General features: G+C 62.7%; 20 protein-coding genes and 1 tRNA gene. 14 read left to right on the top strand and 7 right to left on the bottom strand.

The window, feature by feature from the left end; genetic code table 11:
- Positions 1 to 66 precede the first annotated feature (66 nt).
- The 9 genes from ACIQUF_RS10760 to ACIQUF_RS10800 all read left to right on the top strand — a co-directional run bounded on the left by ACIQUF_RS10760 (position 67) and on the right by ACIQUF_RS10800 (position 8,223).
- Positions 67 to 1,788, top strand: coding sequence for a tetratricopeptide repeat protein (locus ACIQUF_RS10760; RefSeq protein WP_403131255.1), 1,722 nt, complete (start codon positions 67 to 69; stop codon positions 1,786 to 1,788).
- Between the two features lie 4 nt (positions 1,789 to 1,792).
- On the top strand, positions 1,793 to 2,410 hold the full coding sequence (gene lolB / locus ACIQUF_RS10765) for a lipoprotein insertase outer membrane protein LolB (RefSeq protein ID WP_400797829.1): 618 nt from the start codon (positions 1,793 to 1,795) through the stop codon (positions 2,408 to 2,410).
- A 3-nt stretch (positions 2,411 to 2,413) separates the two neighbouring features.
- Positions 2,414 to 3,274, top strand: a complete 861-nt coding sequence (gene ispE, locus ACIQUF_RS10770) for a 4-(cytidine 5'-diphospho)-2-C-methyl-D-erythritol kinase (protein WP_403131257.1) — start codon at positions 2,414 to 2,416, stop codon at positions 3,272 to 3,274.
- 19 nt (positions 3,275 to 3,293) lie between these two features.
- Positions 3,294 to 3,368, top strand: a tRNA-Gln gene (locus tag ACIQUF_RS10775).
- Between the two features lie 48 nt (positions 3,369 to 3,416).
- Positions 3,417 to 4,358 carry a ribose-phosphate pyrophosphokinase gene (locus tag ACIQUF_RS10780; RefSeq protein ID WP_003247410.1) on the top strand — a complete coding sequence of 314 codons (942 nt, stop codon included), beginning with the start codon at positions 3,417 to 3,419 and terminating at the stop codon, positions 4,356 to 4,358.
- A 118-nt stretch (positions 4,359 to 4,476) separates the two neighbouring features.
- Positions 4,477 to 5,073 carry a 50S ribosomal protein L25/general stress protein Ctc gene (locus tag ACIQUF_RS10785; RefSeq protein ID WP_403131260.1) on the top strand — a complete coding sequence of 199 codons (597 nt, stop codon included), beginning with the start codon at positions 4,477 to 4,479 and terminating at the stop codon, positions 5,071 to 5,073.
- 76 nt (positions 5,074 to 5,149) lie between these two features.
- A complete protein-coding gene (gene pth / locus ACIQUF_RS10790) occupies positions 5,150 to 5,734 on the top strand; it encodes an aminoacyl-tRNA hydrolase (protein WP_012270476.1) in 585 nt (194 codons plus the stop codon).
- A gap of 22 nt (positions 5,735 to 5,756) precedes the next feature.
- Entirely contained in the window at positions 5,757 to 6,857 is a 1,101-nt protein-coding gene (gene ychF / locus ACIQUF_RS10795) for a redox-regulated ATPase YchF (RefSeq protein ID WP_403131262.1), read from the top strand.
- Between the two features lie 190 nt (positions 6,858 to 7,047).
- The gene (locus ACIQUF_RS10800; RefSeq protein WP_403131263.1) at positions 7,048 to 8,223 is read left to right on the top strand and encodes an MFS transporter; all 1,176 of its coding nucleotides are present in this window, start codon (positions 7,048 to 7,050) and stop codon (positions 8,221 to 8,223) included.
- A 113-nt stretch (positions 8,224 to 8,336) separates the two neighbouring features.
- Here ACIQUF_RS10800 and ACIQUF_RS10805 read toward each other — a convergent pair whose 3' ends face one another.
- The 4 genes from ACIQUF_RS10805 to ACIQUF_RS10820 all read right to left on the bottom strand — a co-directional run bounded on the left by ACIQUF_RS10805 (position 8,337) and on the right by ACIQUF_RS10820 (position 11,535).
- Entirely contained in the window at positions 8,337 to 8,600 is a 264-nt protein-coding gene (locus ACIQUF_RS10805) for a hypothetical protein (protein WP_403131264.1), read from the bottom strand.
- 336 nt (positions 8,601 to 8,936) lie between these two features.
- Positions 8,937 to 9,755, bottom strand: a complete 819-nt coding sequence (gene ppk2 / locus ACIQUF_RS10810) for a polyphosphate kinase 2 (protein ID WP_403131265.1) — start codon at positions 9,753 to 9,755, stop codon at positions 8,937 to 8,939.
- 51 nt (positions 9,756 to 9,806) lie between these two features.
- The gene (ycaC, locus tag ACIQUF_RS10815) at positions 9,807 to 10,427 is read right to left on the bottom strand and encodes an isochorismate family cysteine hydrolase YcaC (protein WP_403131267.1); all 621 of its coding nucleotides are present in this window, start codon (positions 10,425 to 10,427) and stop codon (positions 9,807 to 9,809) included.
- A 118-nt stretch (positions 10,428 to 10,545) separates the two neighbouring features.
- On the bottom strand, positions 10,546 to 11,535 hold the full coding sequence (locus ACIQUF_RS10820) for a Fic family protein (RefSeq protein ID WP_403131268.1): 990 nt from the start codon (positions 11,533 to 11,535) through the stop codon (positions 10,546 to 10,548).
- Positions 11,536 to 11,761: 226 nt separating this feature from the next.
- On the opposite strand from ACIQUF_RS10820, the gene ACIQUF_RS10825 reads away from it, so the two are divergent.
- The 3 genes from ACIQUF_RS10825 (at position 11,762) to ACIQUF_RS10835 (ending at position 15,191) form a co-directional block, all read left to right on the top strand.
- Entirely contained in the window at positions 11,762 to 12,151 is a 390-nt protein-coding gene (locus ACIQUF_RS10825; RefSeq protein ID WP_403131269.1) for a YybH family protein, read from the top strand.
- Between the two features lie 93 nt (positions 12,152 to 12,244).
- Complete coding sequence (locus tag ACIQUF_RS10830) at positions 12,245 to 13,747, top strand: purine-cytosine permease family protein (RefSeq protein ID WP_403131270.1); 1,503 nt, start codon at positions 12,245 to 12,247, stop codon at positions 13,745 to 13,747.
- Positions 13,748 to 13,760: 13 nt separating this feature from the next.
- Entirely contained in the window at positions 13,761 to 15,191 is a 1,431-nt protein-coding gene (locus ACIQUF_RS10835; RefSeq protein WP_403131271.1) for an aldehyde dehydrogenase family protein, read from the top strand.
- A 159-nt stretch (positions 15,192 to 15,350) separates the two neighbouring features.
- Here ACIQUF_RS10835 and ACIQUF_RS10840 read toward each other — a convergent pair whose 3' ends face one another.
- The 3 genes from ACIQUF_RS10840 to ACIQUF_RS10850 form a co-directional block, all read right to left on the bottom strand.
- On the bottom strand, positions 15,351 to 17,750 hold the full coding sequence (locus ACIQUF_RS10840) for a DUF3772 domain-containing protein (protein ID WP_403131273.1): 2,400 nt from the start codon (positions 17,748 to 17,750) through the stop codon (positions 15,351 to 15,353).
- A 56-nt stretch (positions 17,751 to 17,806) separates the two neighbouring features.
- Positions 17,807 to 18,856 (bottom strand): bifunctional DNA-binding transcriptional regulator/O6-methylguanine-DNA methyltransferase Ada, encoded by a 1,050-nt coding sequence (ada, locus tag ACIQUF_RS10845; protein ID WP_403131275.1) that lies wholly within the window; start codon positions 18,854 to 18,856, stop codon positions 17,807 to 17,809.
- Between the two features lie 132 nt (positions 18,857 to 18,988).
- Complete coding sequence (locus tag ACIQUF_RS10850; RefSeq protein ID WP_403131277.1) at positions 18,989 to 19,615, bottom strand: DNA-3-methyladenine glycosylase family protein; 627 nt, start codon at positions 19,613 to 19,615, stop codon at positions 18,989 to 18,991.
- 174 nt (positions 19,616 to 19,789) lie between these two features.
- Between ACIQUF_RS10850 and ACIQUF_RS10855 the strand changes: the two genes are divergently transcribed.
- On the top strand, positions 19,790 to 20,305 hold the full coding sequence (locus ACIQUF_RS10855) for a sigma-70 family RNA polymerase sigma factor (RefSeq protein WP_403131278.1): 516 nt from the start codon (positions 19,790 to 19,792) through the stop codon (positions 20,303 to 20,305).
- Positions 20,292 to 21,248: a FecR domain-containing protein gene (locus tag ACIQUF_RS10860; RefSeq protein WP_403131280.1), complete on the top strand. Its 957-nt coding sequence runs from the start codon at positions 20,292 to 20,294 to the stop codon at positions 21,246 to 21,248. Before ACIQUF_RS10855 ends, ACIQUF_RS10860 begins: the two co-directional genes overlap by 14 nt.

The raw sequence follows: 21,248 nt of genomic DNA on the forward strand, positions 1-21,248 counted from the left end.
TGGGTTTGCCTCCGCGCTTGTGTCATCATGCTCCGACCGCCGGTAAGCCTCTCTAAGCCTCTTTATATGAACAGACCCTACGCACTGCTGCTTGCTTTCGCCCTGCTCCAGGGCTGCCAGAGCCTGGCCCCGCAAAAGGCCGAGTCTCCCGTTGCCGATGCCGCCAAGGCTGAGGCCGAGAAGCCCGTGGTGTATGGGTCGTTCAAGCAGGACACGCTGTACAGCCTGCTGGTGGCCGAGCTGGCTGGCCAGCGCAACCGCTTCGACATCGCCCTGGCCAATTACGCCGACCAGGCCGAGAAAACCCAGGACCCGGGTGTATCCGAGCGCGCCTACCGCATTGCCGAATACCTCGGCGCCGACGAGCCGGCCCTGGACAGCGCGCTGATCTGGGCGCGCAACGACCCACAGAACCTCGACGCCCAGCGTGCCGCCGCCATTCAACTGGCGCGTGCCGGCCGCTATGACGACTCCATGGCCTACATGGAAAAGGTACTGCAGGGCCAGGGTGACACGCACTTCGACTTCCTCGCCTTGTCGGCGGCCGAAACCGACCAGAGCACGCGCGACGGCCTGATGCAGAGCTTCGACCGGCTGCTGGTCAAGTACCCGGACAACAGCCAGTTGGTGTTCGGCAAGGCGTTGCTGTTGAACCAGGACGGCAAGGCTGAAGAAGCGCTTGAGCTGCTCGAAGCACACCCGGCGCAAAACGGCGAGATCGCCCCGATCCTGCTCCGCGCTCGCTTGCTCCAGGCCTTGGACCGTGGCCCGGAAGCCTTGCCGCTGCTGCGTGGGGCCATCCGCGACAACCCGGACGACAAGCGCCTGCGCCTGACCTACGCGCGTACCCTGGTCGAACAGGACCGTATCGCCGATGCCAAAAGCGAGTTCATCAGCCTGCTCCAGCAATACCCCGACGACGACGAACTGCGTTACTCCCTGGCCTTGGTATGCCTGGAGAACAAGGACTGGGACGAGGCTGAAAGCTACCTGCGCGAGCTGATCGAGCGCGACAGCAATGTCGACGCCGCGCACCTCAACCTCGGCCGTATCGCCGAAGAGCGCCACGACCCGGCCGGCGCCCTGCGCGAGTACGCACTGGTCGGCCCAGGCCCCGACTACCTGCCAGCGCAGTTGCGCCAGGCCGATATCCTCATCGCCAACGGCCGCGGCACCGAAGCGTCGCGCATGCTCGCCGAGGCCCGCGAAGCGCAGCCGGATATCGCCATCCAGCTGTACCTGATCGAATCGGAAAGCTACAGCAACAACAATAAGGACGCCCAGGCCAACCAGGTGCTGCAGCAGGCCATCCAACGCTACCCGGATGACCTCAACCTGCTCTACACCCGCGCCATGCTGGCGGAAAAACGCGATGACCTGCCGCAGATGGAAAAAGACCTGCGCGCCATCATCGCCCGCGAGCCGGAAAACTCCATGGCCCTGAACGCCCTGGGTTACACCCTGGCCGACCGCACCACCCGCTACACCGAAGCCAAGGCACTGATCGACAAGGCCTACCAGCTGACCCCGGACGACCCGGCGATTCTCGACAGCAAAGGCTGGGTCGCCTACCGCCTGGGCAACCTGGAAGAAGCCGAAACCTACCTGCGCCAGGCCCTGCAGCGCTTCCCCGACCATGAAGTGGCCGCCCACCTGGGTGAAGTCCTGTGGGCCAACGGCAAGCGCCGCGAAGCCCGCCAGGTCTGGGCCAAGGCCTTCGAGACCCAGCCCGACAGCCCTATCCTGCGCAAGACCGTCCTGCGCCTGACCGGATCCGAGACCCTTTAACGCCATGTTCCTGCGCCATTGCATCACCTTCACCCTGATCGCCCTGCTGGCCGGCTGTGCCGGCTTTGGTAGCCGCGAGGCCCTGCAGGGCCACGGCGACCCGCAGCAGTGGCGCGCCCATAAAGAGCAGTTGAGCAGCCTCGATGGCTGGCAGATCAACGGCAAGGTCGGCATTCGCGCCCCGCGCGATTCCGGCAGCGGCACACTGTTCTGGCTGCAGCGCCAGGACTATTACGACATCCGCCTGGCCGGGCCACTGGGCCGCGGCGCCGCTCGCCTGACCGGCCGCCCCGGCGGCGTGGTGCTGGAAGTGGCCAACCAGGGCCGTTACGAAGCCAGCAGCCCTGAATCCCTGCTGGAAGAACAGCTGGGCTGGCAATTGCCGGTGTCGCACCTGGTCTGGTGGGTGCGCGGCCTGCCCGCCCCCGACAGCAAGAGCAAGCTGACTCTCGACGGCGATAGCCGCCTGGCCAGCCTCGATCAGGATGGCTGGCAGGTGCAGTACCTGAGCTACACCGAGCAAAACGGTTACTGGCTGCCCGAGCGCTTGAAGCTGCACGGCAAGGACCTCGACGTGACCCTGGTGGTCAAGGACTGGCAGCCACGCCAGCTGGGCCACTGACCGATGCAAAAGCTCACCCTGCCCGCCCCGGCCAAGCTCAACCTGTGGCTACACATCATTGGCCGCCGCCCCGACGGTTACCACGAGCTGGAAACAGTGTTCCAGTTCCTCGACCACGGCGATGAATTGACCTTCGCCCTGCGTGAAGACGGAGTAATCCGCCTGCACACCGAAATCGCCGCAGTGCCCCACGACAGCAACCTGATCGTGCGCGCCGCGCGCAAGCTGCAGGAACAGTCCGGCACCGCGCTTGGTGCCGATATCTGGCTGACCAAGGTGCTGCCCATGGGCGGCGGCATCGGCGGCGGCAGTTCGGATGCCGCCACCACGCTGCTGGCGCTGGCGCACCTGTGGCAACTGGACTGGGACGAAGATCGCCTGGCCGCGCTGGGCCTGACACTGGGTGCCGACGTGCCGGTGTTCGTTCGCGGTCATGCGGCGTTCGCCCAGGGCGTTGGCGAACAACTGACCCCGGTCGACCCGGCCGAACCCTGGTATGTCGTGCTGGTGCCGCAAGTGTCTGTCAGCACAGTAGAAATTTTTTCACATCCACAGTTGACACGTGATTCCCTCCCCCTTAAGATGCGCCCCGTTCCCGAGGGAAACAGTCGAAATGACTGCCAACGGGTGGTTGAGCAGAGTTACCCAGAAGTTCGCAACGCGCTGAATTCTCTAGGCAAATTCACTGAAGCTCGGCTAACCGGAACTGGAAGTTGTGTGTTTGGGGCCTTCCCAAACAAAGCCGAAGCTGATAAAGTTCTGGCCCTTCTTTCAGCGACCCAAACAGGGTTTGTGGCGAAAGGAAGCAATGTTTCGATGTTGCATCGCAAGCTGCAAAGTCTGGTCAAGAAGTCGAGTGCCTAGCGCTCGCAGCAACAGATACAGGGGCGTCGCCAAGCGGTAAGGCAGCAGGTTTTGATCCTGCCATGCGTTGGTTCGAATCCAGCCGCCCCTGCCATTTTCCTTATACTCATCCAGGTATACCCTCAGCCTCCAGGTACTGCGCGTGTCCAAGATGATGGTCTTTACGGGGAACGCTAACCCCGATCTGGCTCGGCGTGTCGTACGTCAGCTGCATATCCCTCTCGGTGACGTCTCTGTCGGTAAGTTCTCCGACGGCGAGATCAGCACTGAGATCAATGAAAACGTTCGCGGTAAAGACGTCTTCATTATTCAGCCGACTTGTGCCCCGACCAACGATAACCTGATGGAACTGGTAGTGATGGCCGACGCCTTCCGCCGCTCCTCAGCCTCCCGAATCACCGCCGTGATTCCTTATTTCGGATACGCCCGCCAGGACCGCCGTCCGCGTTCGGCACGTGTAGCCATCAGCGCCAAAGTCGTCGCTGACATGCTCACTGTCGTAGGTATCGACCGTGTACTCACCGTCGACCTGCACGCTGACCAGATCCAGGGTTTCTTCGATATCCCGGTCGACAACATCTACGGCTCGCCCGTACTGGTCGACGATATCGAAGACCAGCGTTTCGAGAACCTGATGATCGTCTCCCCGGACATCGGTGGTGTCGTGCGCGCACGTGCCGTCGCCAAGTCCCTGGGCGTCGACCTGGGTATCATCGACAAACGCCGTGAAAAGGCCAACCACTCCGAAGTGATGCACATCATCGGCGACGTCGAAGGGCGCACTTGCATCCTGGTAGACGACATGGTCGATACCGCCGGCACCCTGTGCCACGCGGCCAAGGCTCTGAAAGAACACGGCGCGGCAAAGGTTTACGCCTACTGCACGCACCCTGTCCTGTCGGGCCGTGCGATCGAGAACATCGAGAAGTCGGTACTGGACGAGCTGGTGGTGACCAACACCGTTCCGCTGTCCGCCGCTGCTCAGGCCTGTGACCGTATCCGTCAGTTGGATATCGCACCGGTTGTCGCTGAAGCGGTACGCCGCATCAGCAATGAAGAATCGATCAGTGCGATGTTCCGCTAAGCGGAACGCGTATTGATGTGAAGCGCCCCGCCCCAACATGTGTTGGGGCGGGGCTTTTTTGCCATCCCCGTTGGCGCTGGTCGCAAACGCCCTCGGGAGGCTATTTTGGAGAAACAAAATGACTGATTTCATTCTGAACGCCCAAGCGCGTACTGACCTGGGGAAAGGTGCGAGCCGCCGCCTGCGTCACTCCGCCAGCATCCCTGCCGTTGTATACGGTGGCGATAAAGAAGCACAATCCCTGACCATCGTGGCCAAGGAAATCGCCAAACTGTTCGAAAACGAAGCTGCCTTCAGCCACGTGATCGAACTGAACGTCGACGGCGCCAAGCAAAACGTCGTGGTCAAGGCCATGCAGCGTCACCCAGCCAAAGGCTTCATCATGCACGCCGACTTCGTTCGCGTCGTTGCTGGCCAGAAGCTGACCGCTGTCGTTCCAGTGCACTTCATCAACGAAGAAGCACCGGTCAAGAAAGGCGGTGAGATCTCGCACGTTGAATCGCAGATCGAAGTTTCCTGCGAAGCCAAAGACCTGCCTGAGTTCATCGAAGTCGACCTGGGCAACGCCGAAATCGGCACCATCATCCACCTGTCGGACCTGAAAGCTCCGAAAGGCGTAGAGTTCGTCGCTCTGGCCCACGGTGATGACAAAGCTGTTGCCAACGTTCACGCGCCACGCGTTGCTCCAGAAGCTGAAGAAGGCGCCGCTGAGTAATCCACTCGCGCGCCGGTGTTGATCGGGTTACAGTGCCGCGCACCGTAACCCACCAACTCCAAGGAAGAGCCCCTACGTGACCGCCATCCAGTTGATCGTCGGCCTGGGTAACCCCGGCCCCGAATACGAACAGACCCGGCATAACGCAGGGGCTCTTTTCGTTGAACGCATTGCCAGCGCCCAGCGCGTTTCGCTGACTGCTGACAAAAAATATTTCGGCCTGACGGCTAAATTCAGCCATCAGGGCAACGACGTTCGTCTGCTCATCCCCACCACTTACATGAACCGTAGCGGCCAGTCCGTGGCGGCCTTGGCCAATTTCTTCCGCATCAAGCCGGAAGCGATCCTGGTGGCGCATGACGAACTCGACCTGCCTCCGGGCGTTGCCAAGCTCAAGCGCGGCGGCGGCCATGGTGGGCACAACGGCTTGCGCGACATCATCGCGCAGCTCGGCAACCAGAACGACTTCCACCGCCTGCGGCTTGGCATCGGCCACCCGGGTGACGCCAAACTGGTCTCCAACTTCGTCCTGGGTCGCGCGCCGCGCGCCGAGCAGGAGAAGCTCGACGCCAGCATCGATTTTGCCCTCGGCGTGCTGCCGGACGTGCTTGCCGGCGACTTCGCCAAGGCGATGCGCGAGCTGCACAGCCAGAAGGCCTGATTTCCTAGAGAGGGGAATACCCATGGGTTTCAATTGCGGCATCGTCGGCCTGCCCAACGTCGGCAAGTCCACCCTGTTCAACGCCCTGACCAAGTCTGGCATCGCGGCGGAGAACTTCCCTTTCTGCACCATCGAGCCGAACAGCGGCATCGTGCCGATGCCCGACGCGCGCCTGGCTGCACTGGCGGAGATCGTCAAGCCTAACCGCATCCTGCCGACCACGATGGAATTCGTCGACATCGCAGGCCTGGTGGCTGGCGCCTCGAAAGGTGAAGGCCTGGGCAACAAGTTCCTGGCCAACATCCGCGAAACCGACGCCATCGCCCACGTGGTGCGCTGCTTCGAAGACGAAAACGTGATCCACGTTTCCAACAGCGTCGACCCCAAGCGCGACATCGAGATCATCGACCTCGAACTGATCTTCGCCGACCTCGACAGCTGCGAGAAGCAACTGCAGAAGGTCGCCCGCAACGCCAAGGGCGGCGACAAGGAAGCCCTGGCGCAAAAGGCCATCCTGGAAAAACTGATCCCGCACTTCACCGAAGGCAAGCCTGCGCGCAGCCTGATGAAGAACATGGCTGACGACGAAAAAGCCGTCATCCGTGGCTTCCACCTGCTGACCAGCAAGCCGGTGATGTACATCGCCAACGTCGCTGAAGACGGTTTCGACAACAACCCGCACCTGAACGTGGTCAAGGCCATCGCCGAGGAAGAAGGCGCGGTCGTCGTGCCGGTGTGCAACAAGATCGAAGCTGAAATCGCCGAGCTCGACGACGGTGAAGAGAAGGACATGTTCCTCGAGGCCCTGGGCCTGGAAGAGCCAGGCCTGAACCGCGTGATCCGCGCCGGTTACGAGCTGCTCAACCTGCAGACCTACTTCACTGCCGGCGTGCAGGAAGTCCGCGCCTGGACCGTGCGCGTCGGCGCCACCGCGCCGCAGGCCGCTGGCGTGATCCACACCGATTTCGAAAAAGGCTTCATCCGCGCTGAAGTGGTGGCCTATGACGACTTCATCCAGTTCAAGGGTGAAAGCGGTGCCAAGGAAGCCGGCAAGTGGCGTTTGGAAGGCAAGGATTACATCGTTAAAGACGGCGATGTGATGCACTTCCGCTTCAACGTATAACGGCGGTATACGGCGGCGCTCCCTTCGCGGGGCGCCGCTGTTTTCAAAACCCCTCAAAGGCCTATAATCCCTTCCTGATTCAAGCGGGATAACCGAAGCGCTGCCTCGAAACCCGATGGTCTGACCTATGCCGGTCAACCGTCGGGGCCCACAGGTCCGGACCACGACCGGCCTGCGTTTCGGAGGCAACATGAACGCGCGTATTTGGCTTCTGGCCCTGGCGACCTTCGTCACGGGCATGGCGGAAAACATCACGGTCGGCATCCTGCCGACGCTGGCCCAAGGGTTGAACGTACCGCTCGGCATCGCCGGGCAACTGACGACCGCATTCTCACTCGGGTTTGCCATTGCGGCACCCTTCTGTTCCCTGCTCACTCGCCGTTTTCCATTGCGCACGCTGCTGTGCATGGCGCTAGCGCTGTTTGCACTGTTCAACCTGATTGCCGCCCTGGCACCTGGCTATACGGTGTTGCTGGCTGCCCGCATCGGCATGGCCGCGACGAGCGCGCTGACCTGCCTGATCTGCACCCTGATGGCCACACGCATGGTGGCACCAGCGCTGCGCGGCCGCGCCATTGGTGTGATTTTCATGGGCATCAGTGGCTCGCTGGTATTGGGTGTACCGCTAGGGATGCTGCTGAACGACGCGCTTGGCTGGCGTGGGGTGTTCCTGGGGTTGGTATTACTGGCCACAGCCGTTTTGTTCACCGCCTGGCACGCCCTGCCGCAACTGCAGGGCGGAGAGCGCATCACGCCCGCTAGCTATCTGAACCATCTGCGGGACCGACGGCTGGTCAGTGCGCAGCTGATTTCAGTCCTCATGATCGCAGGGCATTTCACAGTGTTCGCTTATCTGGCGCCTTACGCGCAGCACGTCGCGCGAATTCCCGAACAGTGGCTGCCGTTGATCTTTGCCGCCTTTGGTATTGCGGGAGTTGCGGGTGGATACCTTGGTGGCTGGCTCGCTGATCGGCTGGGCGCACGTCGGGCAATCATGATCACACCCCTGCTCTACCTCGCTACACTGCTGGGCGTTGCCTGGGGCGGTGCGGCAGCGTGGCTGTTCTTGCCACTGATGATGGCCTGGGGATGCATCAGCTGGATGATTTCCCCGGTGATACAAAGCTATCTAGCCACACGTGGGCCGGATAGCGTGCAGGCGGGGATGAGCCTGAACCTTTCAGCAATGCACGTTGGAGTTGCTGTGGGGACGGGTATCGGCGGATGGGTGATAGGTCATGGGGCATTGAGTTCGACACCGTGGGCGGGTGCACTGCTGACATTGATGGCCGTCGGCTTGGCTGTTTACTGCACTGGCGGCTCCAGACCGCATTCTTTGATTCCGGAACCTCAATCCGAGGCTTAGCACGAACCTGTGGGAGCGGCTTCAGCCGCGAACACCGGCGAAGCCGGTGCCATTCACCGCGTCGTTTGCTTCGCGGCTAAAGCCGCTCCCACGGGGGTCATGCAGCACTTGCCTCAATGCCAGGTGATTTCCCCGGACTCCCGCGTCAGCACCAATTCGGCCAACGCACGACCCATCTGCACGTTGTGCACAGAATTGACCAACATGCCGATACCCGGCTCACCGACATTGCCGCAGATGTATTCATCGAGGGTGTCTTCAATGCCACGCAATAGCTGAATGACAAAGAGCAATGCCTCGGGTGATGGCATGTCTTGGTTAATTGTGTAGAACGAATGGGATTTGGATTTGGGCGGATCAGGAACAATCTTCTTCATGACTTTCTCTCGTTTGATGGCAGAAGCTGTCCTGCTCCCTCTCACAGGATTAGGTGGCAGCTGTACGCGGGGTGAGAGACCGGCCAAACAAGAGCGAAAACCGGCCAGGCACGGGGCCTGCCCGCGCACAGCTACCATGACGGTTACTCTTGAATGCAGCGGGCTCTCACACCCGATCGTCAAACCCTGACGACCCGAGGAAATTAGCCCTGATGCTCATCATCGACAACAGAGAAACGGCAGCGGCGCGCGTAGGATAATTCCCAAGCTAACTTGAACTGAAGCATTTGGTTTCAGGTTAGGAAAGATCCTACGGCTGACATGCCATTTTGAAGATCAAAACCGCTCTTCCACCACTTTGAAGGGATACGCCACCGCCTTGTACTTGCCGATCTTGCCGCGCTTGGGCAACTTCACCACTTCGTCACGGGTGATGTCCTTGTACGGCACCCGCGTCAGCAAGTGGCTGATGATGTTCAGCCGGGCGCGGCGCTTGTCGTTGGAGTGCGCAAGGAACCAGGGCGCCCAGGACGAATCCGAAGCGGTGAACATTTCGTCGCGGGCGCGTGTGTAATCGTCCCAGCGGGTGTAAGACTTGAGATCCATGGGCGACAGCTTCCACAGCTTGCGGCCATCGTTGATGCGGTCCTGCAGACGACGGGTCTGTTCTTCGGCGCTGACCTCCAGCCAGTACTTGATCAAGATGATCCCCGACTCGACCATCAACTTTTCCAGCAACGGCACCACCGTGAGGAACTTGCTGGCCTGTTCGTCCGTGCAGAAGCCCATCACCCGCTCGACACCGGCGCGGTTGTACCAACTGCGGTCGAAGATCACCACTTCACCAGCGGCCGGCAGGTGGTTGAGGTAACGCTGGGCGTACATCTGGGTCTTTTCCCGCTCGGTCGGCGCCGGCAGTGCCACCACACGGAACACCCGCGGGCTGACCCGCTCGGTGATGGCCTTGATGGTGCCACCTTTGCCGGCACCATCTCGGCCCTCGAACACGATGCACACCTTCAGGCCCTTCGCCACCACCCATTCCTGCAGTTTCACCAGCTCGACATGCAGGTGCTTGAGCGACTTTTCGTAGGCCTTGCCGCCCAGTTTCTCCGCAGGTACTTGCAGGTCTTGTTTTCTGGACGACTTGGCCATGACGCGCTCCTGAACACGAATGAACAGTCAGTATGGTCCAACCCTGAGGTTTTACTTCGCCAGCTTGTCGTAGCTGGTCATCAGGTTGCGGTAGTCCGGAATGTGGTTGGAGAACAAGGTGCCCAACCCTTCGACATCGTTGCGCCAGTCACGATGAAGCTCACAGGCCACGCCGAACCAGGTCATCAACTGCGCGCCAGCGGCCTCCATGCGCCGCCAGGCCGAATCGCGGGTCAGTTCGTTGAAGGTGCCTGAAGCATCGGTGACCACGAACACCTCGAAACCCTCCTCCAGTGCCGACAGCGCCGGGAATGCCACGCACACCTCAGTGACCACGCCAGCGATCAGCAACTGCTTCTTGCCGGTCGCCTTCACGGCCTTGACGAAGTCTTCGTTGTCCCAGGCGTTGATGTTGCCAGGGCGGGCAACATAAGGGGCATCAGGGAACTGCGCCTTGAGTTCGGGCACCAGCGGGCCGTTGGGGCCGGTTTCGAAACTGGTCGTGAGGATGGTCGGCAGCTTGAAGTACTTGGCCAGGTCGGCGAGAGCCAGCACGTTGTTCTTGAAGCGGTCGGGGTCAATGTCACGCACCAGCGACAGCAGGCCGGCCTGGTGATCGACCAGCAGGACCGCGGCATTGTTCTTGTCCAGACGCTTGTATTGGAAGGCCATGACAGATCTCCTTGCTTACGCGGGTAGGGAGTTTCAGCGTAGGCAAGGATGGGGGGTGGACGAGACCGTCAGTCGGCCAGTGCCTCAAGAGACGCGGTATATATAAGCCAGCAGCGCGTCAGTTCAGGACTCGCCGATACTGTTGAGTCGGACTGCGAGGTGAAGCCGGCTCAGTCATTTCGATCAATCCTGCAGCCAATGCAGGCTTCAGATAACTTTTGCTAAACGTGGGTCTATGAGACAGCCCTAGACGCTGCATCAACTCACTGGTTTTGAAGGCAACACCGGGTGGAAGAATACTCAACAGACTCGCTACTTGATCGGTTACTTGATCGGTTACTTGATCGGAAGCGATGGCCTCAATCAAAGCTTGCAACAGAGCACCCAACATGAATTCAGCAAAGGGTGTCGCTTCAGCTGCCTTATCAGCGGCAGCGAGGGCCGCGTAGTACGCATCCTGCTGCTCACGGATAACCGTTTCCACCGGCATGAACGCCATGACTGCACGCCAGCGGCTGAGCAAGAGTGTCTGCCACAATCTGCCCATCCGCCCGTTACCATCTGCAAACGGATGAATAAACTCAAATTCATAATGGAACACGCAGCTGACAATCAGCGGGTGCCACTCGCTCCGAGCTAGCCATTCCAGAAGATCGTGCACCAACGTGGGCACTCGACTCGCGGGTGGTGCCATATGCAACAGCTTTGCCCCACGATAGATACCTACGCCACTTTGACGGAAGTGGCCTGCATCATCGATGAGCCCCTGCATCAATAGACGATGAGCAGTTAGCAAATCGGTTTGACGATCCGGCTGCCAAGTCGGCATCGCATCGTAGGCGGAAAAAGCGTTCCGCACTTCCTGAATTTCGCGCGGCAATCCCAGTACTCGCTTACCTTCCAGTAGTGCCGTCACTTGCTCTACGGAAAGCGTGTTGTTCTCGATGGCCAGCGACGCCTGAATGGTCCTGATGCGGTTGCCTCGGCGTAGCTGAGGAGTAAGCGTGTCGTCCCGATAAGCAGTCAACTGCCCAACGTACTCACTGATTTCAGCCACCAATGCCAGCATGCGTGGCGTTACCGTCAGCGGCGGCTCATAGTTGCTCATTACCTGAATTCCTTGGGAGTTGGAGACCTCGCTAGCGGCATGCATTTCCACGCATAGACCACACGCCATCGCCTTCACCTTATCCACTGCAATGTAACGGGTAAAGCAGGCTGGAACATTGGTTCACAAATTCCTGAACTAATTATTTCCCCCCAGCGATTTTTCCCCCCGCCACTCCCCACCAGAATCGCTTCACCACAATCACAATAACCGTGAGGCCTCTCCCGTGGACCAGACACTCCAGGTACGGCAAGCCGCCGCCGACCTCGTCGCAGCCTTCGCCAGCAACGACACCGCCCGCTACTTCGCCTGTTTCAGCGAAGACGCCACCTTCCTCTTCCACACCCTGCCGCAACCATTGCTGTCACGCCGTGCCTATGAAGACCTCTGGGCCCAGTGGCAGGCCGAGGGCTTTGCCGTGCTCGGTTGTGTGTCGAGCAATGTGCAGGTGAGCCTGCAGGGCGAGGTGGCGATCTTCATGCACGATGTCGCCACGCACATCCGTATCGCTGGTGAAGAACACCAGTTGGCCGAGCGCGAGACCATCGTGTTCCGCCGCCACGGCGATCAGTGGCTGGCCTGCCACGAACACCTGTCGGTCGTCACCGCAGCCTGATCCTGACTTACGCGGCCTTGCCGCCCTGCCATCGCACCCACAAGAGGGCCTGCGCACCGCGCCGGCCTACAACAACCGCGCTGGAGCATCACCATGAGCCACTCGACCGGTATCGAGACCAATGGCGTCGAACAGATCCCTGACGATCAACGCGACGCCGCCCCGCTGGACCTGTTCCGCCTGATCTTCGGCGGTGCCAACACCTTCGCCACCGCCGTGCTGGGCAGCTTCCCAGTATTGTTCGGGCTGTCGTTCCAGGCCGGGGTCTGGGCGATTCTGCTCGGGGTCGGCGTGGGCGCGCTGATCCTTGCCCCCATGGGCCTGTTCGGTGCACTCAACGGCACCAACAACGCGGTGTCATCGGGCGCGCACTTTGGCGTGCACGGGCGCATCGTCGGCTCGTTCCTGTCGTTGCTCACGGCTGTGGCGTTCTTTTCGCTGTCGGTATGGAGCTCGGGCGACGCCCTGGTCGGCGGCGCCAAACGCCTGGTCGGGCTGCCGGAAACGGACCTGACCCTGGGCCTGGCGTACGGCCTGTTCGCCATCCTGGTACTGGTGGTGTGCATCTTCGGCTTCCGCTTCATGCTGTGGGTGAACAAGATCGCCGTGTGGGCGTCGAGCCTGCTGTTCCTGCTCGGTATCGTCGCCTTCGCCGGGCCGTTCGACGCGGGCTACGCCGGTAGTGTCAACCTTGGCCAAGCCGGCTTCTGGGCGGCGTTCGTCGGTGCGGCAATCCTAGCCATGAGCAACCCGGTTTCGTTCGGTGCCTTCCTCGGCGACTGGTCGCGGTACATCCCGCGGCAAACGCCGAAGGCGCGCATCATGCTCGCGGTGATCGCCGCCCAGGCCGCGACCTTGATCCCCTTCCTGTTCGGCCTGTGCACCGCCACCCTGGTCGCCACCCAGGCGCCGGATTACATCGCCGCCAACAACTACGTCGGCGGCCTGCTGGCCGTGGCGCCGAGCTGGTTCTTCCTGCCGGTGTGCCTGATTGCGGTGATCGGCGGCATGTCCACCGGCACCACCGCGCTGTATGGCACGGGGTTGGACATGTCCAGCGTGTTCCCGCGCCTGCTCAGCCGCGCCGGGGCCACCCTGCTGATCGGCGTGCTGGCGATTGCCTTCATCTTCATCGGCCGTTTCACCTTCAACCTGGTGCAGAGCGTGTCGACCTTCGCCGTGCTGATCATCACCTGCACCAGCCCGTGGATGGTGATCATGATTCTCGGCCTGATCACCCGCCGCGGCTTCTACCACGCCGACGACCTGCAAGTGTTCACCCGTGGTCAGCGCGGCGGTCACTATTGGTTCCTGCATGGCTGGAACTGGCGCGGCATGGGGGCGTGGATCCCCAGCGCGGTGGTCGGCCTGTGCTTCGTCAATCTGCCGGGGCAGTTCGTCGGCCCGCTGGGCGACCTGGCCGGCGGCATCGACCTGAGCCTGCCGGTCACCTTGGGCCTGGCTGGCGTGTTGTACCTGCTGCTGCTCAACCTGTTCCCTGAACCTGCTGGCGTGTATGGCCCCAACGGCCCGCGCTGGGTGCGCTGCAAAAGCACCCCGCACACGCCAGTACTGACCCCTGCCGAAATGGCCTGACTGGATACTGACCATGACCTCCTCACACTACATCGCCGGCCGCTGGGTCGAAGGCCAGGGCAGCGACTGCATCAGCGTCAACGACCCCGCATTGGGCGTGCCCTTCGCCGAACTGATGGCTGCCAGCGTGGCCCAGGTTGACCAGGCTGTGGCGGCGGCGCGTGAAGCCCTGCCCGCTTGGAAACAGACCAGCGCCAGCGAGCGCGCGGCCTACCTGCGCGGTTTCGCCGAACAACTCGGGCAGCGCCGTGAAGCGTTGATCACCCTGCAAATGCGCAACAATGGCAAGCCGCGTCACGAGGCTGAAATCGACCTCGACGACGCGATCGCCACCTTCAGTTACTACGCCGAACTGGCCGAGCAGCTGCCTTCGAAAAACCGTGACGTGCCGCTGGCGGCTCCCGGCTTCACGTCGCGCACCCGCCTGGAACCGGTGGGTGTGGTCGGCCTGATCGTGCCGTGGAACTTCCCGCTGGTGACCAGCGCCTGGAAACTCGCCCCGGCCCTGGCCGCAGGCTGCACCGTGGTACTTAAACCGTCGGAAGTCACCCCGCTGATCGAGCAGGCCTACGGGCAGATTGCCGATGCCCTGGGCCTGCCCGCCGGCGTGCTGAACATCGTCAACGGCAAGGCCGAAACCGGTGCGGCGCTCAGCAGCCACAACGGCCTGGACAAGCTGTCGTTCACCGGCAGCAACAGCGTGGGCAGCCAGGTGATGCGCAGCGCTTCAGCGCAGTGCCGGCCGGTGACGCTGGAGCTGGGTGGCAAGTCGGCGATCGTGGTGTTCGACGACTGTGATGTGGACCAGGCGGTGGAGTGGATCGTCGCCGGCATCAGCTGGAACGCCGGGCAGATGTGCTCGGCCACCTCGCGTTTGCTGGTGCAGGACGGGATTGCCGATGCGCTGCTGCCGCGCCTGCAGCAGGCCTTGGAGACGCTGCGCGTGGGTAACCCGCTGACCGAAGAAGTGGACATGGGCCCGCTGACCAGCCAGGCGCAGTGGTTGAAGGTGGCCGGCTACTTTGCCACGGCGCGTGAAGAAGGCCTGCAGTGCCTGGCCGGTGGCAAGGCGTTGGATTGTGACGGTTGGTTCGTCAGCCCGACGTTGTATGCCGATGTGCCAGTGAACAGCCGTCTTTGGACGGAAGAGATCTTCGGGCCGGTGCTGTGTGCGCGCCGGTTCGCGACCGAAGCGCAGGCGATTGCCGAAGCCAACGATAGCCGCTTTGGCCTGGTCGCCACCGTTTGCTCAGCCGACCTTGAACGTGCCGAGCGTGTGGCCGATGCGCTGGAGGTCGGGCATGTGTGGATCAACTCGGTGCAGGCGGTGTTTGTCGAAACGTCGTGGGGCGGGACCAAGGGCAGCGGGATTGGGCGTGAGCTTGGGCCCTGGGGGTTGTCGGGGTATCTGTCGGTGAAGCATGTGACACGGTGCTTGGGGTGAACTTGCCATAACATCTTTGGCTGCTTTGGGATCGAGCGCCGCGCGGGCGGCGCTTCGCGGCTAAAGCCGCTCCCACAGAATTTGCGCTGGACCTGAGGGCTATAGGGTTCCCGTGGGAGCGGGCTTGCCCCGCGAATGGGCCGCACAGCGGCCCCAGCCTCAAGCGGGCTCGTCAGCCGGGCGCGAACCTTCCTGCACCAGCACCATGCTCTGCGGCGAAGACAGGGCAATGCCTTCATCGCGCAAGCGGCCAAGAATGGTGAACAGCAGATCGCTGCGCGCCCCCGACACCTGCCGCGGCCCCGCCACGTAACCGCTGACACTGATCACCATGCCACTGGCCGTCAGGTCCTTGAAGGTCACCGAAGTGGCGGGCGCATCGAGAATCGCCTCATGCTCGTGATAAGCCGCCAACAGCAGATCGCGCACCTGGTTGGCATCGGTCTCCAGCGGCAAGGTCAAGGTGATGCCTACCACGCCCAAGGCATTGCCCATCGTCACGTTGCGCACGTTCTGCGAAATGAATTGCGAGTTGGGCACGATCACCGTGGAACGGTCGGACATCTGGATCTCGGTGGCGCGCACGTTGATCCGGCGAATATCACCCTCGACTCCGGCCAGACTCACCCAGTCCCCCACCTTGACCGGGCGCTCAGTGAGCAGGATCAGGCCGGAGATGAAGTTCTGCACGATCTGCTGCAAGCCGAAACCGATACCTACCGACAGCGCACTGACCACCCAGGTCAGGCTGGTGAGGTTGATGCGCAGCGTCGACATCACCAGCATGGCCAGGAACAGGAAGCCCAGGTAACCGACCAGGGTCACCAGCGAAGCCCGCATGCCGGCGTCCATGTCGGTCTCCGGCAGCAGCCGCTCGCTCAGCCAGCGCTTGAGCACGCGGATGCCGAGCATGCCGCCGAACAGCATCGCCACGGCCAGCAGAATGTCGCCCGGCACGATGTTCAGGTTGCCGAGGAACTTGCCTCCGGTACCGTCCCAATCACCCAGGCTCATCAGCAGCTCGCCCGGGCTGGTGCCCGACGGCATCAGCGCCAGCATCACGGCCAGGAACAGCAGCACGGTGCGACCGATACCGGTCAGGATGGTGCTGGCCTGGGCCTGATGGCGTGGCGCCAGGCCCAAGGTCGAGGCCAGCGCCAGACCGCCGGGTTGGCGCGGCGACAGCAACGTTTCGAAGAGGTCACCGATAAAGGTGGTCAGCAGGTAGGCGCAGGTGGCGACCACACTTATCCACAGCAGCTTGGCAGTGAGGAAGTAGGCCAGGGTCAGGTAGCCGGCCAGCAGCGTCAGCACGATCAGGCCAACCCACACGAAGATCACGAACGGGATCAGCCCGGCCAGGCCGGTCGGGCGTTCCAGTTCATGGGCGCGCAGGGTGCGGCGGTAGCGGACGATCGCTATCGTGAAGATCGCCGCCACCACCAGCGCCGTCAGGCCGTTGGTCGCCACGGTCAGCGCCAGGCTGGTGCCGATCACGCTGTTGATGCGCTCCATGGTCAGCATCACCATCAGCGCCAGGGCCAGCAATTTGGGGAACCAGCCCAGTGCGCTGGCCACTTCGTCATGGATCGGCGGCAGGCGCCAGGACGGACGCTGGAGCATCAGCATGGCGCGGCCCAAGCCAGTGATGAAGGCGCTGAACACCACCAACGTGAGGAAGTGGTTGGTCAGGCTGGCCATGTCGGAACCCAGCTCGGCACTGCTCTCCAGGCCCCAGCGCAGCAGCGACACGGAACCGGCGATGGTGCCCAGGGTGGCCAGGCTGACACTGACGGCCAGTGCGCTACGGCGCAAGCGCCCCTCGGGCAACCAGCGGACCATCGCGTCGGCGAGCAGGCGCTCGAACAGCAGCCGTACGAGGGTCCAGACCAGGATTGCCGCGATCAGGCTGCTGATAAAGAACCAGCGGTTTTCGGCACTGAAGGCACTGGCCACCGCGTCGGCCGCCTCGCCGCGCAGGTCGCGCAGGCGCATCACGTCGTCTTCGGTGGGGCGGATCAGCGATTGCCAGAACGCCGGGCTCAACGGGGTGGCGGCGCGGCTGGTGACCTGCGAGTTGAACTGGCTGCGGCGCAGGTTGACGATCTGCGTGGACAGGTCGCGGGCCGACTGGGTCAGTTTGGTGGCCTGGTCCTGCTCGGCAAGCACCGCCTTCTTCTGTGCTTCGAGATCTTTGCGCTGCAGGGTAAGGCTCGCGGCTTCGTCCGGTTGCACCGGGCCGATGACCTTGAGCTTGTCATCGAGTTTTTCCACATCCGCCGTGCGCACCGCGCTCAACGCATCGGCCTGGCGCTGCACTTGAACGGCCGCCATGCGCAGCTGCGAGAGCAGGTCGTCATTGGCGTTGCTTGTGACCCCCTGACGAATCTGATCGAGCCGATCGCTCAACTGCTCGATGCTGGCATTTTCGTCCAGCACGGGAAGTTCGCCACCTGCAAGCGTGGACGCGGGCGTGGGCGCCGACCAAGCGGGTGCGGCGAGCGCCAGCATCAGGGCCATGATTCCCAGGCAATAACGGGCAAGGCTTACACGCCTCATCGAACATTCCTCTTTACAACTCGATTTGGCGGAGGATTCTACGCGGCTTATTGCAATCAGGAGAGTGCCGTTTCTCGCGCCAATAGTTGCCGCTTGCGTTCCACGCCCCAACGGTAGCCACTGACGTCACCGTCACGGCGCACCACCCGGTGGCAGGGGATGGCCACGGCAATGCGGTTGGCCGCGCAGGCCTTGGCCACGGCGCGCACCGCTTTGGGCGCGCCGATGCGCTCGGCGATCTCGGTGTAGCTCACGCGGCTGCCCACCGGCACCTCGCGCAGCGCTTGCCAGACGCGCTCCTGAAACGCGGTGCCCTGCACGTCCAGGGGAAGGTCCAGGCCTAAAGCGGGGGCTTCGACAAAACCCACGACTTCGGCGACCACGCGCTCGTAGTCGGCATCGCCGCCGATCAGTTGGGCCTTGGGGAATTGGTCCTGCAATTGTTCGAGCAGTGCTTGAGGGTCGTTGCCCAGCAGAATCGCGCAGATACCTTTAATACTCTGTGCCACCAGAATCGCCCCCAGTGAGCACTGACCCACGGCGAAATGGATGGCCGCCCCTGCGCCACCGTTGCGGTATTCGCGTGGGCGCATGCCCAGCCGTTGGTCGGCGCTTTCGTAGAAACGGCTGTTGGAGTTGTAGCCGGCCTCGAAGATGGCGTCGGTTACAGAAGATTGCCCACTCAGGCTTTCACGCAGGCGCTGGGCGCGGAAGGCGGTGGCGTAGGCCTTGGGGGTGAGGCCGGTTTCGGCCTTGAACAGGCGGTGCAGGTGGAACGGGCTGACGGCCAACTGCGCGCCGAGCTGGTCGAGACTGGGAGCGGTGTCATAGGTTTCGAGCAGGCGACAGGCCCGGGCTACCAGGTCCGAGCGGCGCTTGGGCGTGGTCTTGACCTGGCAGCGCAGGCACGGGCGATAGCCGGCAGTTTCGGCAGCGGCGGCGTCGGTGAAGAATTCGACGTTTTCGCGCTTGGCCATGCGCGATTTGCAGCCGGGCTGGCAGTAGATGCCGGTGGTGCGTACGGCGTAGATGAAGTGACCGGCGGCATTACTATCGCGGGTCTGTACGGCTTGCCAGCGTTGATCGTTGGTGGTGTACGCGTTCATCGGGGTGTGCCTATATGGGTTGGTTTGCCTGTGCCGGCCCTTTCGCGGCTGAAGCCGCTCCCACGGGTACAGTGCCTAACCCGTGGGAGCGGCTTCAGCCGCGAAAGGGCCAGTACAGCCATTGAAGAATCATCAGGCCCGCCACAGGTACCAGGCCGCCACCGTCCGATGCGGGCTCCAGCCGCCACCCAACGACCGCATCTGCGCCGGTGTCGGCGCCTTCTCCAGCCCTTTGAGCCGACGATACCCTTCACGCACGCCAAAATCGTCCACAGGCAGGATATCCGAGCGCTCCAGGCTGTAGATCAGCAGCATTTCCACCGTCCAGCGCCCCACGCCACGCAAGGCAACCAGGCGCTCGATCAAGGCATCGTCAGTCATGCACAACGCCTCTTCGCGGCCAGGCACCGCGCCGTCCAGGGCAGCCTGGGCAATCCCCTGAACAGTGGCCAGCTTGCTCGCCGAAAAGCCACACGCCCGCATCGTTTCCGGCGCCAGCGCCAACAACTGCTGCGGTGCAGGAAACCCGTCGCCAGGAAACAACGCCAGCAATCGCCCAAGAATCGCCTCGGCCGCACGCGCATGCAGCTGCTGATACGCGATCGCCCGTACCAACGTCTCATAAGGCTCACGCCCCGGCGTCGCGCAATGCAGGCAAGGCCCGATAGCGGCGATATGCCGCGCCCAGTCAGGGTCCAGCGCGGCCAGGTAATCGGTGGCCTCGCGGTAGGCGCCAGGCGAGAGGTCGGCGAGGATCATCCAGTGCTCCAATGGGGTCAGTGCAGGTTCAGCTTAACCCAGCCTCCCATCGGGGAAACGCCGAATCTTGCGCGGCTAATTCCTGGCATACCATTGCCCCGCGACGCCCTCCCCGCATAGAATTGAGAACTATTCACAATCACTCACGTTCCCTGGGGTCAGGCCTTCGCTACGATGCAGATCAACGACACGTTCAAACCGGCCGAGGTCGCCCTGCTCTATCAGTCCCATCACGCCTGGCTTCGTGGTTGGCTGCGCTGCCGGGTAGGCTGCCAGGAACACGCCGCCGACCTGGCCCAGGACACCTTCGTGCGCGTGCTGCGGGCGCGCCAGGTTTCACCGCTGAAAGAACCGCGCGCCTACTTGAGCAGCATCGCCCGTGGCCTGATGATCGACCAGTTCCGCCGCCGCACCCTGGAGCGCGCCTATCAGGAAAGCCTGGCGCACCTGCCCGAAGGCGACGTGCCGAGCGAAGAACATCGCCTGGTCATTCTCGATACCCTGGAACGCCTCGACCGCGCCCTGCATCAGCTCAAACCACGCGCCCGCCAGGCGTTCCTGCTGGCTCAGCTCGATGGCCTGAGCCTCCCGCAGATCGCCCTGCGCCTCGACGTGTCACGCGCCACTGTCGAACGCGACTTGGCCAAGGCCCTGGGCATCTGCTACCGGTTGCGCTATGCCGAACTCTGATCGCGCCCCCGCGCAAGCCCAGGTCGACCAGGCCATCGAGTGGCTGGTGAAACTGCGCTTCGACAGCCCAAATCCGGCAACCGAACAGCAATTCCAGCAGTGGCTGGCCCGCCACCCGCACAATGCCCAGGCCTGGCAACGGGTCAGCAACCTCAGCGACGAACTGGCCGGATTACCCAACGAGCTGAGCCGGCGCACCCTCGATGGCAGCCAGCGTCAGCGCGTCAGCCGTCGTGACCACCTCAAGCTGTTGGCGGTGTTGGCGGTGGGCGGCAGCCTTGGCTGGGCCGCGCGCGATCCTCTTGGCCTGCCGGCGCTGATCGCCGACAGCAGCACCGACACGGGCGAGCGCCGCCAGCTGCAGGGCAGCGATGGCAGCCAGATCCAGCTCAACACGGCCAGCGCCATCGACCTGCACTACAGCGCCGACCAACGCGAACTGACCCTGCTGCGCGGCGAAGTCAGCCTGGCCAGCAACCCCGACGACAACCGACCCTTCCATATCAACACCCGTGTCGGGGCCCTCGGCACCCAAGACGGCCAACTGCTGCTGCGTGAAAATGATCAGGGCCTGCTGCTGGCCGTGCGCGCCGGCGAAGTCACCCTGTTCCCCGCCTCCACTGCACCGCGCCTGGTTCACGCGGGCGAGGTGCTGCAGGTGTCACCCGGTGGCAGCTATCAACTCGCGACGCTGCAGGGCGACCCGTGGGGCTGGACAGACGGCGTGCTCAGCGTGCAGCAGATGCCGCTCGGCGAGTTCTGCACGGAACTCGCCCGCTATCGCCCGGGGTTGCTGCGCTGCGCACCTGAGGTGGCCAAGCTGAAAGTGTCTGGCACCTACCAGCTGGGCGACACCGAACAAATTCTGCGATTGCTCGCCCGCAGCCTGCCGGTGCGTATCGACTACCGCACGCGCTACTGGGTCAGCGTCGGCGCTGCCTGA

The sequence above is a fragment of the Pseudomonas sp. NPDC090233 genome (genome assembly GCF_044772285.1).
Lineage (GTDB): Bacteria > Pseudomonadota > Gammaproteobacteria > Pseudomonadales > Pseudomonadaceae > Aquipseudomonas.